Source organism: Streptomyces sp. NPDC003379 (assembly GCF_053589195.1).
This window is the reverse complement of the sequence record NZ_JBSFRK010000064.1, coordinates 1-12580: the sequence shown is the minus strand read 5'-3', so window position 1 is coordinate 12580 and position 12580 is coordinate 1. Positions and strand designations below refer to the sequence as shown.

The following is a 12580-nucleotide window of genomic DNA, read 5'->3' as shown; positions in this document are numbered from 1 at the left end:
GCCCTGTCCGAAGCTAGAACACCGGCGTACCGTCCCGGGTCAGCCTCCAGTCCACCGACGCGAACCGACCCGGGTCGATCGTCCCCTTCGCCTTCACCCAGCCGATGATCGTGTTCCGGATCTCCTCCGAATTCGCCCACAGCTGCTTGGCACCCGCGATATGCGGGAAATTGCCGCCACCGCTCGCCCGGTAATTATTCACCGCGAGCACGAACTCAGCCTTCGGATCGACCTCCGCACCCCCGAAGGACAGCTTCACGACACGCGACCCCACAGGCTTCGCGATATCGATCTCATACGTCACCCCGTACACGGCGTCGTAGTTGTAATCCGGGATCTTCTCCGCGTTCGTCAACTTCGCCGGGTCCACCGGAGCACCCGCCGGCGTCCGCACGTAGTAGCGCGCCGAGAACTCCAGGTACTCCTTCAGCTGCGCGCCCGTGAGCAGCCGCGCCTCCAGCGTGTTCTCGAACGGATAGAGGCCCGCCGCGTCCCTGATCGTCACATCGCCCGCCGGGATCTGCGCCGTCCGCGAGAAACACGACGCCTGCGACAGCACCGGCAGCGCCGCGTACGCGCCGCCCTTCAGAGCCTCGGCCACCGTCTCCTTCTGCACCTGGTTGATCAGGTCGATGATCGCGACATCCTTGTACGGGCCTTCGGCCGTGCTCATCGCCGCCTTCGACGTACCGATGACCTGATTGACGTAAGCGACGACCTTCTCGTGCTCGTCGGCCAGCAGTCTGGTGACCTTCTTGTCCTCGGCCGCCGTATTGGAGTTCAGGACCTTCGCGCCGACCTTCTCCACCGACCAGCGGCCCTTCACCCACACCAGGTCGAAGTCGAACAGAGTCAGACGCTGCCCCCACTTCAGCGGCTCCGACAGCACGACCTTCTTGCCGGTCGCCTTGTTCACCACGAAGTACTCGGGAATCTCCGTGTGCGCGTGCCCCACCAGGATCGCGTCGATCCCCGGCACCTGCTCGGCCACCAGACCCGCCGCGTTCTCCACATACGGCAGCTGATCACCGTACGACGACGTGCCACTGGAACCGGAGTGCGCCGACACGATGACGACATCCGCACCCATCGAACGCAGCCTCGGCACCCACTTCGCGGCCTGCTCCTCAAGACCGGGAAACGTCATCCTGCCCTGAACATTCGCCTTGTCCCATATCGCGATGCCCGGATTGGTCAGCCCCAGCACCGCCACCTTCACATCCCGGCCGTGCGGAGTGCGCAGACGCTTCATGAAGTACGGAGGAAAGGCGGGCCGCTGCGTCTTCGCGTCCAGCGCATTGGCCCCCAGAAGCGGGAAGTCGCACTGCTCCTCGAACTTCCGCAGCACCGGAATGCCGTAATTGAACTCGTGATTGCCGAGCGCCGCCGCGTCGTACCCGATCGCGTTCATCGCCTGCGCCATCGGATGCACCGGACCACGCTCGGCGGTGATCGGGTCCACCTTGGCGTAGTAGTACGACAACTGCGTACCCTGAATGGTGTCGCCCGCGTCGATGAGCAGCGTATTCCGGCGGCCCTTCTCCTCACGGACCTCGTTCACCAACGTGGAGATCTTCGCCAGGCCCACGTCGTTGTGGTCCTTGTCGTCGAACTCCTTGTCCGTGAAGTAGTCCCAGTTGAAGACATTGCCGTGCAGGTCCGTCGTGCCGAGGACGGTGAACGAGTACCGCTTCTCCCGCCGGCCGGGCCTGCCCTTCGCTTCGGCCGCGGCCGGCGCCACAGCCCCACCCGTGAGGGCCACACCGACGCCGGTGGCGGCGGACGTGCCCAGGAACTTCCTGCGGTTCAGCGGCATTTCTGTACTCCTCGGTCGACCGTAGTAACGCGCGTAGATTCTGACCCCCGACACCACACCCGCAACAGACCCCACAGGTTTCGATCCGATGACTGTCAGCCGCCCCCGCCCGCTGCCAGAGTGGCCCCATGGACACCACCCCCACCCCACACAGCACCCACGGAACCCCCTACGGCACCCCCGACGCCCCCCGCGTCGCCGTCCGCGGCGAAGCACACCTCGAAGTCGACCCCGAAATCGCCCGCATCGGCATCACCATCACCGCCCGCGGCACCGACCGACGCGACGCCCTCAACGACCTCACCCGCCGCAACACCACCGCCCTCGACCTCATCAAGACCTACGGCGACGCCGTCGAGAAACTGGAGACCGGCACCTTCTCCATCAGCCCCGAACTCACCAAACACGGCCGCGGCGAACGCGTCCGCGCCTACCACGGCCACGTCCACATCACCGCCGAACTCACCGACTTCACCGCACTCGGCGAACTCACCACCCGCCTCGCCGACCACGACCTCACCCGCGTCGAAGGACCCTGGTGGGCCCTGCGCCCCGACTCACCCACCCACCGCCAGGCCCGCCAGGACGCCGTCCGCGAAGCCGTGCAGCGCGCCCGCGAATACGCCGAAGCACTCGGCACCCACCTCGCCGCCCTCATCGAGCTCGCCGACATCGGCGCGGACAACAGCCCCGCCCACGGATACGACGGCGCACCCGCGGGCGCCATGCGCTCCGTCGCCTACGGAGGAACAGCCGACACGGCCACCGAAGCGGCCCCCCTCGACCTCGAACCACAACGCCAGCACGTCTACGCACAGGTCAACGCCCGATTCACCATGGTGCCCCCGGAATTGAACGCCTGACGGGCCCGCAAACCGCTCATCGGAGCAGCGCCCCGCACACTTCAACACTTGTCAACCCCCCTTCACGCAAAGGTTGTTGAGTAGTCACGCCCGACCAATTCTCTACTGACCGGTAAGCCCTAGGGTCGAACCATGCGCCGAGCCAAAATCGTCTGCACCCTGGGACCCGCCACCGACTCGTACGACCAGATCAAAGCCCTGGTCCAAGCCGGAATGGACGTAGCCCGCTTCAACCTCAGCCACGGCACCCACGCCGACCACGAGGAGCGCTACCAGCGCGTGCGCAAGGCCTCCGAAGAGACCGGCCGCAGCGTCGGCATCCTCGCCGACCTTCAAGGCCCGAAGATCCGCCTCGGCCACTTCAGCGAAGGCCCCGTACTCCTTGAACGCGGCGACACCTTCACCATCACCGTCGAAGAAGGCATCCAAGGCGACCGCCAACTCTGCGGCACCACCTACAGCGGCCTCGCCCAAGACGTCACCACCGGCGAACACATCCTCGTCGACGACGGCAAAGTCACCCTCGAAGTCACCGCCATCGACGGCCCCCGCGTCACCACCACCGTCATCGAAGGCGGCATGGTCTCCGACCACAAAGGCCTCAACCTCCCCGGCGTCGCCGTCTCCGTCCCCGCCCTCTCCGACAAGGACGAAGAAGACCTCCGCTGGGCCCTGCACACCGGATGCGACATCATCGCCCTGTCCTTCGTCCGCAGCGGACGCGACATCGAAGACGTCCACCGCATCATGGACGAAGAAGGCCACCGCCTCCCCGTCATCGCCAAAGTCGAAAAACCCCAAGCCGTCGACAACATCGAAGACATCGTCGCCGCCTTCGACGGCATCATGGTCGCCCGCGGCGACCTCGGCGTCGAAATGCCCCTCGAACAAGTCCCCATCGTCCAAAAGCGCGCCATCAAACTCGCCAAACGCAACGCCAAACCCGTCATCGTCGCCACCCAAATGCTCGACTCGATGATCGACAACTCCCGGCCCACCCGCGCCGAAGCATCCGACGTCGCCAACGCCGTCATCGACGGCACCGACGCCGTCATGCTCTCCGGCGAAACCAGCGTCGGCAAATACCCCATCGAAACGGTCCGCACCATGGGCCGCATCGTCGAAGCAGCCGAAGAAGACATCCTCGCCAAGGGACTCCCACCCCTCACCGAACGCAACAAACCCCGCACCCAAGGCGGCGCCGTCGCCCGCGCCGCCGCCGAAATGGGCGACTTCCTCGGCGCCAAATTCCTCGTCGCCTTCACCCAGTCCGGCGACACCGTCCGCCGCCTCTCCCGCTACCGCTCTCCCATCCCCCTCCTCGCCTTCACCCCCGACACCGCCACCCGCTCACAACTCAACCTCACCTGGGGAGTCGAAACCTTCCTCGGCCCCCACGTCGAATCCACCGACGCCATGGTCGACCAGGTCGACGAACTCCTCCTCAAAATCGGCCGCTGCCAAAAAGGCGACATCGTCGTCATCACCGCAGGCTCACCCCCCGGAGTCCCCGGCTCCACCAACCTCGTACGCATCCACCACATCGGCGAGGACGACGACCCGCAGTAACCGCCAGAATTCTCCCGCTCTACGGAGTCACCATGGGGAAGTCCGGATCAGGCTTCCCCACCACGGCAAGAAGCTTCGACAGCAGCGACACGTCACCCTCGACCCCGATACCACCAAGCCCCTTGCCGCCCAGCATCCCCAGCAACTGAGCCTTGGTCATCGTCAACGTAAGACCAGCCCGCGGGTCCGACTTCTCGTCACTGCGATACGTCAACACCCCGTGCCGCACCGTCAAATGCCACACCTTGCCGAGCGACGGAAGACCCCAGTCCATCCGCAGCTCAAGATCCCACGCCCTCGGCCCGTCGATACGAATCGCCACCGAATCAATCAACTGATCCACGGACAACGCCCCCAACATGTCCGCACTCATCACCGTCGTCGGCGCAGCAGCGACACCCTCACGCAACTCCATCGCACCCGTCAGATAGAAATTCCGCCACACCGCGTTCTCCGAAGCCTGCCCCAACCTCGTATAGACCCGCGCCAACTCGGTCCTGGCGGCCCGGCTCTTCGGATCCGCGAACACGACGTGATTCAGCAACGTCGCCGCGAACCGCAGATCACCATCACGCACAAACCCCTTCGCCTTCGCGATCGCCGCCGAACGACCCCCCATCGCCCGCACATACCGCTTCGCCTCCGCGACCGGCGGATGCTCCCACAAATGCGCGGGATTCCCGTCGAACCATCCCATATAACGCTGATAGATCCCTTTGACGTTATGACTGAGCGACCCGTAATACCCACGATTCGCCCACACCCCCGCCAACGCCGGCGGCAACACCAACTCCTCCGCGATCTCCCGCCCCGTCAACCCCACATTGATCAACCGCAACGTCTGATCATGCATATACGCATACAGATCCCGCTGCTGCTCCAACAACTCGACAATCGCCTCCCCGCCCCACGTCGGCCAGTGATGCGACGCGAACGCCACATCCACCTTCCCGTCGAAGAGCACCACCGACTCATCCAGATACCGCGCCCACTGCCGCGCATCACGCACCTGCGCACCGCGCAACGTGATGATGTTGTGCATCGTGTGCGTCGCGTTCTCCGCCATACAGACCGCCCGCAGACCCGGCAGCAGAAAGTTCATCTCCGCCGGCGCCTCGGTCCCCGGCGTCATCTGGAACTCGAACACCACACCGTCGACCGTCTCCCGCTGCCCCGTCCTGGTGATGTCCCGACTCGGCGGAATCAACCCGATCGACCCCAACGACACGGTCTGCCCCAACCCACAACCGATCTGCCCCACCGCCGACTTGGGCAACTGCGCCCCATACATGTACCCGGAACGCCGCTGCATCGCCGTACCCGCGTACACGTTCTCCGAGACGGCATGGTCCATGAACCCGTCCGGCGCCAGGACCGGCACCTCACCGGCACCATCCGGCAGTACACCGCGACAACCGCCGAAATGATCGACGTGAGGGTGTGTATAGACGAGCCCGGTGACCTTCCGCTCGCCCCGGTGCCCGCGATACAGCTTGAGCGCGGCGGCGGCGGTCTCCGCGGAGATCAGCGGATCGATGACGATGACCCCGGTATCGCCCTCGACCAGGGTCATGTTCGACAGATCGAGCCCGCGCACCTGATAGATACGGTCGGCGACCTTGTACAACCCCTGCTTCGACACGAGCTGCGACTGCCGCCACAGGCTCTTGTCGGCGGTCTTCGGAGCGTCCCCCTCCAGGAACCCGTACGCGTCGGCGTCCCAGACGACCTGCCCCTTGGCGTTCCTCACGACACCCGGCACGAGCGCCGCGATGAACCCCCGGTCCGCGCTCTCGAAGTCCCCCCTGTCCTCGTTCCTCCCCTCACCCCCGGAGAGGGCGGAAGCGATCTCGGGGCTGAGAGCGACGGCCGCGGCGGCAGCGCCTGCGGCCGCGGCGACGAAGCCGCGCCGGTTCAGGGGAGTCATACGTACCTCTTCGGACGATGAAGTGGGCTGACGTGGCCGAACATCGCAGCGGGGTACGGGGCGGTCAATGAATCGCCGGGGATTTGGGGCGACTCCCAACGGGGGCGGCCGAGGGGAGTGACGCGTCCTATTGCGTGGGTGCGGGTGGGGTCAGTATTTGGGGCCTACGTGGGTGTCCATGAGGGCGACGGAGGCTTTGCGGGCGACGGAAATGTTGTACGGGTTGCCGTGGCGGGTGCAGTGCCTCCAGTCGATGCCGAGTCGGTCGAGGGTGTCGGTGAAGAGCTGACGGATGTCGTCGGACACGTTGGTGAAGAAGTACCTCGGGTATTCGTAGCGCTTGCGTTCACCGCCGACCATGCGGGTGGTCCAGTTGGTGACGCGGCAGCCGTCGGAGTGGATCAGCCCCCGGATGAAGTCCCACGGGTGGGCGTCGACGATCTCTTGCTGCCAGGGGTCCAGGGCGATCTTGCGGTTGTGTTTTTTGCCCGGGCCATGCTGGGGGAAGAGGCAGGACCAGTGCTTGCTGCAGCAGGTGACGTACTGGCAGCCCACACTTTGGACGCGGCAGACCTTGTTGTCCGGGCGTACGGCCCGAATGGCGTCGGCGCAGGCATCGATAAGTCCGGGCCAGTCGTCGGCGCACGCGATCCGGAGGGAGTAGACGCCCCGCCGCAGGAGGCTGACACAGCCGTCGCCGAGATAGAGGCCCAGCAAGTACGAATAGGCGGCCGGATCGTCAGGCTCGCCTGGAGTGTCACGGCATCTTGGGCACGGACGAGCACGGTCGTAGCCGAGTGGTTCGATGCGGGTTTTCCAGGAACGAATGGCGGCCCTGGAGACACCGATTTCTTTGCTTACGGAGTTGAGACTGCGGCCCTGGCTGATGAGGTTCAGTGCTCGCTTGCGCGTGCCCATGTCGTACATGCGCCCCACTTTGCGGGGCAATGGGCCTCGGTATGCAGCAAAAAGCGGATGTTCACGGGAACGGGAACATCCGCTTGCTAACGGTGACCTTGGGATCGAAAGAAAAGTGCCCCGGGTGGGACTCGAACCCACACTGTAAGGTGTTTGAGACCTTCGTCTGCTGCCAATTGGACTACCGGGGCCCGACGAATCAAAGGTTTCCCCCGACCCGCTGCCCAACCACCATACCGCAGCTGGGTAGGCTCTTGGGAGCTGTACCCCTGCCCTGATCGAGGAGCCCCCGTGACCGCCCCCGAGTCGCCCCAGCCCGCAGACCACGTGTCCGACGACGACAAGTCGCACGTGCCTCCGCTGACGACCCGCGTCGTCATCGCCGAGGACGAGGCCCTGATCCGGCTCGACCTCAAAGAGATGCTCGAAGAAGAGGGGTACAGCGTCGTAGGCGAGGCCGGTGACGGTGAGAAGGCCGTCGAGCTGGCCCGCGAGCACCGGCCCGACCTGGTGATCCTGGACGTGAAGATGCCCGTCCTGGACGGCATCTCCGCGGCGGAGAAGATCGCCGAGGAGTCCATCGCCCCGGTGCTGATGCTGACCGCGTTCTCGCAGCGCGACCTCGTCGAGCGGGCGAGGGACGCGGGCGCGATGGCGTACTTGGTGAAGCCGTTCAGCAAGAGTGACGTCGTCCCGGCGATCGAGATGGCCGTCTCGCGGTTCACGGAGCTGAAGACGTTGGAGAAGGAGGTCGCGGACCTCTCGCAGCGTCTGGAGACGCGGAAGCTGGTGGACCGCGCGAAGTCGATCCTGCAGACGGAGTACGGGCTGACGGAGCCCGCCGCGTTCCGGTGGATTCAGAAGACGTCGATGGACCGTCGGCTGTCGATGCAGCAGGTCGCGGAGGCGGTCATCGAGGACGCCGAGGAGAAGAAGGCGGCGAAGGGCTAGCCCGGAAACGCGTACGTAGAGAGAGGCCCGCACCCGGAATTCGGGGTGCGGGTCTCTTTCGCGTAGGGCGGGGTCAGTCCTCGCCCAGGTACGCCTTCCGCACGGATTCGTCGTGGAGGAGGTCACCCCCCGTGCCGGAGAGGACGATCTTGCCGACCTCCATGACGTGGCCTTCGTCGGCGAGGGAGAGCGCGGCCTGGGCGTTCTGTTCGACGAGGAGGATGGTCGTGCCGCCGGCTTTGAGTTCGGCGATGGTGGCCATGATTTTCTGCATCATGATCGGTGAGAGGCCCATGGAGGGTTCGTCGAGCATGAGGAGTTTCGGCTGGGACATGAGGGCGCGGCCCATGGCGAGCATTTGTTGTTCGCCGCCGGAGAGGGTGCCCGCGGCTTGCTTTCGACGTTCTCCGAGGATGGGGAAGAGTTCGTAGGCGCGGGTGATGTCTTTTTCGATGCCTGCTTTGTCGGTGCGGAGGTAGGCGCCGAGGCGGAGGTTGTTCTCGATGGTCATGCGGGGGAAGATGTGGCGGCCTTCGGGGGAGTGGGCGAGGCCGAGTGCCACGATCTGGTCGGCGCGGTATTTCCGGAGGGTTTTGCCGTTGAATTTGATTGTGCCGCCGACTGGTTTGAGCAGGCCGGACAGTGTGCGGAGTGTGGTGGTTTTTCCGGCGCCGTTGGTGCCGATGAGGGTGACGACTTTGCCGGCCTCGACGGTGAAGGAGATGCCTTTGACGGCTTCGATCTTGCCGTAGGCGACGCGGAGGTCCTCGACCTCAAGGAGTGCGGTCATCAGTTGTTCTCCTCGAAGGGTTCGCCGAGGTAGGCGGCGATGACGCGGTCGTCCTGCTGGACCGTTTCGCTGGATCCTTCGACGAGTTTTTCGCCCTGGACGAGGACGGCGACGCGGTCGCAGAGGTTGAAGATGAAGCGCATGTCGTGCTCGATGACGAGGACGGCGATGCCCATGGCGCGGATGGCGAGGACGAGTTCTTCGGTGGCGCGGGTTTCTTGGGGGTTCATGCCCGCGGTGGGTTCGTCGAGGAGCAGCAGTCCTGGTTCGCTGGCGAGGGCTCGTGCGATCTCCAGCTTGCGTTGTTCGCCGTAGGGCAGGTTCCGCGAGAGGTGTTCGGCTTTGTCGGCGAGGCCGACGAATTCCAGGAGTTCCATGGCGCGGGCCTTGGACGCCGCTTCGGCCCTGTGGAAGCCGGGGCCGCGCAGGAGCGCTGACCAGAGGCCTTCCTTCGTACGTGTGTGGCGGCCGACGAGGACGTTTTCCAGGACGGTCATGTTGGCGAAGAGGCGGATGTTCTGGAAGGTGCGGGCGATGCCGGCCGCGGTGACCTTGAAGGATTTGGCGGGCAGGATGGTGCCTTTGTACCGGACTTCGCCCTCTGTGGGGTTGTAGAGGCCGGTGAGGCAGTTGAAGAAGGTGGTTTTTCCGGCGCCGTTGGGGCCGATGAGGCCGACGATTTCGCCGCTGTTGACGGTGAGGTCGACGGATCGTACGGCGGTGAGGCCGCCGAAGCGCATGGTGACGCCGCGGGCGTCGAGGACGGTCTGTCCTGTGGGGGCGGCTGGGGCGTGGCCGGTTGTGTTGGTGTCGGTGGTCATGGGTCAGGCCCCTGTCTTGCTGAGGACTGTGGGTGGTGGTGTCTCGCCGGGGTCGAGTTCGGCTTCGTGGAATTCGAGTTGGCGGCGGCGGTTGGGGATGAGGCCTTCGGGGCGGAAGCGCATGAGGAGTACGAGGGCGAGGCCGAAGGCGAAGAGTTGGTAGTCGCCGAGGAAGGCGAGTTTGTTGGGGATGAGGTAGAGGAGTGCGGCGCCGACGAGGGGTCCGCTGATGGTGCCCATGCCGCCGAGGACGACGGCGGCGAGGAGGAACGCGGAGTTGGGTGGGACGGTGTTGGCGAATTGGTATTGCTCGGGTGTGACGGTGTAGGTGACGTGGGCTTGGACGGTGCCGGCGAGTCCGGCGAGGGCGGCGCCGAGGGCGAAGGCGATGAGTTTGACGCGGAAGCCGTTGATGCCCATGGCGAGTGCTGCTGTCTCGTCTTCGCGGATGGCGACCCAGGCGCGGCCGATGCGGGAGTCGCCGCTGCGTCGGAAGACGAGGACGACGACGAGGGTGATGAGCAGCATGAGGAAGAAGTAGTTGGCGAAGCGGCCGATGGTGAAGCCGCCGATGCTGTGTTCCAGGCCGAAGTCGAAGCCGAAGATCTTCAGGTTCGGGATGGAGGAGATGCCGTTGGACCCGTTGGTGATGTCGGGTCCGGAGGCGCCGTCGCTGTTCATGGCGACGAGGCGGAAGATTTCGCCGAAGCCGAGGGTGACGATGGCGAGGTAGTCGCCGCGCAGGCGCAGGGTGGGGGCGCCGATGAGGACGCCGAAGATGAGGGAGGCTCCGGCGCCGACGAGGATGGCGGCCCAGAAGGGGAGGTGGATGTCGAAGGGTGAGGAGGGGGATCCGGAGACCATGGATGCGGCGTAGGCGCCGACGCCGAGGAAGGCGACGTATCCGAGGTCGAGGAGTCCTGCGAGTCCGACGACGATGTTCAGGCCGAGGGCGACGGTGGCGAAGATGAGGATGTAGACGCCGATGGTGGCGTATTGGTCGTCGTTCTGGGTGAAGGGGAAGGCGGCTGCGGCGAGGAATGCGCCGAGCAGGGTGATGTTGCGGTGGCGTGCGGTGTAGACGGAGATCTGGGCGACGAGGCCGGCTTTGGAGAGTGCGGCGAAGCCGAGGGCGACGGAGATGAGGAAGCCGATGAAGAGTTCGTCGTATTCGGTGCCGATGCCGTAGGTGAAGATGAGGAGGCCGGTGGCGAGGGCGGCGACGATGGCGAGGATTTCGGCGTAGTCGGGGAGTTTGCGGGGTGTGGGGGGTGCTTCGGCGGCGAAGGCGCCTCTGAGGATGGTGAGGGCGTTGCGTTGGCGGTGTTTGTACTGTTCCCAGCCGGTGTCTTCGGGGTCGACCGGGTAGGTCTGGGGGCGTTGGAAGGGTAGGGCGAGGGCGCCGGTGAGGGCGGTGAGGGTGGCGAGGGCGGCGATCCAGCCGCCTGGTTCGAGGTTGGCGAGTCCGCCGAGTTTGGTGCTGATGGCGAGGATTGTGTACCAGGCGGTGGTGAAGGCTGCGAGGGCGGCGTATTTGAGGGCGGCGTCGGCGTTGCCGGGTGCGATGGCTCGTATGCCCTTGGTGCCGTAGGAGGCGAGGCCGAGGAGTGTGGTGAGGGCGCCGGTGATGAGGACGAGCCATTGGAGGCCGCCGGGGTAGCCGTAGACGGTGAGGTCGCCGGGGAAGGCGGTGGTCCAGGTCCAGGCGAGGAAGGCGGAGATGGTGGTGAGTGCGCCGCCGCCGGTGGCCATGGCGCGGGCGGGGCCGGTGGGGATGGGGAGGAGGCCTTGGGGGGTGTTTTCTTTGTGCGGGCGGGGGGTGTCGGCCGCTGTGGTGTGTGTGGTCATGGTGGTCACGCCCTGTCCGCGACGCGCTCGCCGAGGAGGCCTTGTGGCCTGACGAGGAGGACGATGATGAGGAGTACGAACGCCCAGACATCGGCCCAGGACTGGCCGCCGAGTTTGTCCATGCCGGGGATGTCGTTCATGTATGCGGTGGCCATGGCTTCGGCGATGCCGAGGACGAGTCCGCCGATCATGGCTCCGTAGATGTTGCCGATGCCGCCGAGGACGGCGGCGGTGAAGGCTTTGAGGCCCCAGAGGAAGCCCATGCGGAAGTTGACTTCGCCGTAGCGGAAGCCGTAGGCGACGGCGGCGATGCCGGCGAAGGCGGCGCCGAGGGCGAAGGCGACGACGATGACGCGGTCGGTGTTGACGCCCATGAGTTTGGCGGTGTCGGGGTCTTGTGCGGTGGCTTGCATGCCGCGGCCGACGCGGGTCTTCATCACGAACCAGCCGAGGGCGAACATGCAGATCGGTGCGGCGGCGACGAGGAAGAGGTCGCCGGGTTGGATGGTGACGCTGCCGATGTGGATGGAGTCGCCGGGGATCTCGGGGAAGGTGCGGGACGACTTGGCGCTGGGGTACCAGGCCCAGACGGCTTGCTGGAGGGCGAGTGAGAGGCCGATGGCGGTGATGAGTGGTGCGAGTCTTGGGGCGCCGCGCAGGGGGCGGTAGGCGAAGCGTTCGGCTCCGACGGCGATGGTGGTGGAGACGATGACGGCGCCGATGAGCATGAGGGGGATGGCTACCCACATGGTGGTGGAGCCGGGGAGCCAGAGCCAGACGGTGAGGGCGCCGAAGCCGCCGACCATGAAGATCTCGCCGTGGGCGAAGTTGATGAGCTGGACGATGCCGTAGACCATGGTGTAGCCGATGGCGATCAGGCCGTACATGGATCCGAGTAGCAGGCCGTTGACCAGCTGTTGCGGCAGTTCGTGCACCGCAGGTCCTCCGAGTCTTTCGAAAGCGACGGATTCGGCACCGCTGCGGCGGTCGGGCCGTCGCTGCGTCGGATGCGACGCCGCGCGGGCGGGAGCCGGGCTCGACGCCGCCGGACACCCGCTCCTCGGCGCCGTCGTGGAA

10 protein-coding genes and 1 tRNA gene are annotated in these 12580 nt (G+C 65.7%); 3 read left to right on the top strand and 8 right to left on the bottom strand.

Features of this window, described 5'->3' with window-relative positions; genetic code table 11:
- Window positions 1-13 precede the first annotated feature (13 nt).
- The gene (locus ACWDVB_RS36700; protein WP_451519303.1) at window positions 14-1816 is read right to left on the bottom strand and encodes a bifunctional metallophosphatase/5'-nucleotidase; all 1803 of its coding nucleotides are present in this window, start codon (window positions 1814-1816) and stop codon (window positions 14-16) included.
- 128 nt (window positions 1817-1944) lie between these two features.
- On the opposite strand from ACWDVB_RS36700, the gene ACWDVB_RS36695 reads away from it, so the two are divergent.
- Both ACWDVB_RS36695 and pyk read left to right on the top strand, forming a co-directional pair.
- Window positions 1945-2679, top strand: coding sequence for an SIMPL domain-containing protein (locus ACWDVB_RS36695; protein ID WP_451519304.1), 735 nt, complete (start codon window positions 1945-1947; stop codon window positions 2677-2679).
- A 132-nt stretch (window positions 2680-2811) separates the two neighbouring features.
- A complete protein-coding gene (gene pyk / locus ACWDVB_RS36690) occupies window positions 2812-4248 on the top strand; it encodes a pyruvate kinase (protein ID WP_451519305.1) in 1437 nt (478 codons plus the stop codon).
- 19 nt (window positions 4249-4267) lie between these two features.
- Here pyk and ACWDVB_RS36685 read toward each other — a convergent pair whose 3' ends face one another.
- From ACWDVB_RS36685 to ACWDVB_RS36675, 3 genes are all read right to left on the bottom strand, one after another.
- Window positions 4268-6175 carry an alkyl/aryl-sulfatase gene (locus ACWDVB_RS36685; RefSeq protein ID WP_451519306.1) on the bottom strand — a complete coding sequence of 636 codons (1908 nt, stop codon included), beginning with the start codon at window positions 6173-6175 and terminating at the stop codon, window positions 4268-4270.
- A 150-nt stretch (window positions 6176-6325) separates the two neighbouring features.
- Complete coding sequence (locus ACWDVB_RS36680) at window positions 6326-7102, bottom strand: transcriptional regulator (protein WP_451519307.1); 777 nt, start codon at window positions 7100-7102, stop codon at window positions 6326-6328.
- Between the two features lie 107 nt (window positions 7103-7209).
- Window positions 7210-7284: transfer RNA gene (locus ACWDVB_RS36675), tRNA-Leu, on the bottom strand.
- A gap of 100 nt (window positions 7285-7384) precedes the next feature.
- On the opposite strand from ACWDVB_RS36675, the gene ACWDVB_RS36670 reads away from it, so the two are divergent.
- Window positions 7385-8044 carry an ANTAR domain-containing response regulator gene (locus tag ACWDVB_RS36670; RefSeq protein WP_451519308.1) on the top strand — a complete coding sequence of 220 codons (660 nt, stop codon included), beginning with the start codon at window positions 7385-7387 and terminating at the stop codon, window positions 8042-8044.
- Between the two features lie 73 nt (window positions 8045-8117).
- Here ACWDVB_RS36670 and ACWDVB_RS36665 read toward each other — a convergent pair whose 3' ends face one another.
- From ACWDVB_RS36665 to ACWDVB_RS36650, 4 genes are read right to left on the bottom strand one after another with little or no spacing between them, the layout of a single operon-like run.
- Window positions 8118-8834, bottom strand: coding sequence for an ABC transporter ATP-binding protein (locus ACWDVB_RS36665; RefSeq protein ID WP_451519309.1), 717 nt, complete (start codon window positions 8832-8834; stop codon window positions 8118-8120).
- Window positions 8834-9655 (bottom strand): ABC transporter ATP-binding protein, encoded by an 822-nt coding sequence (locus ACWDVB_RS36660; protein WP_451519310.1) that lies wholly within the window; start codon window positions 9653-9655, stop codon window positions 8834-8836. The genes ACWDVB_RS36665 and ACWDVB_RS36660 overlap by 1 nt, the downstream gene beginning before the upstream one ends.
- A gap of 3 nt (window positions 9656-9658) precedes the next feature.
- The gene (locus ACWDVB_RS36655; protein WP_451519311.1) at window positions 9659-11503 is read right to left on the bottom strand and encodes a branched-chain amino acid ABC transporter permease; all 1845 of its coding nucleotides are present in this window, start codon (window positions 11501-11503) and stop codon (window positions 9659-9661) included.
- Between the two features lie 5 nt (window positions 11504-11508).
- Window positions 11509-12438 (bottom strand): branched-chain amino acid ABC transporter permease, encoded by a 930-nt coding sequence (locus tag ACWDVB_RS36650; RefSeq protein WP_451519312.1) that lies wholly within the window; start codon window positions 12436-12438, stop codon window positions 11509-11511.
- Between the last annotated feature and the right edge of the window lie 142 nt (window positions 12439-12580).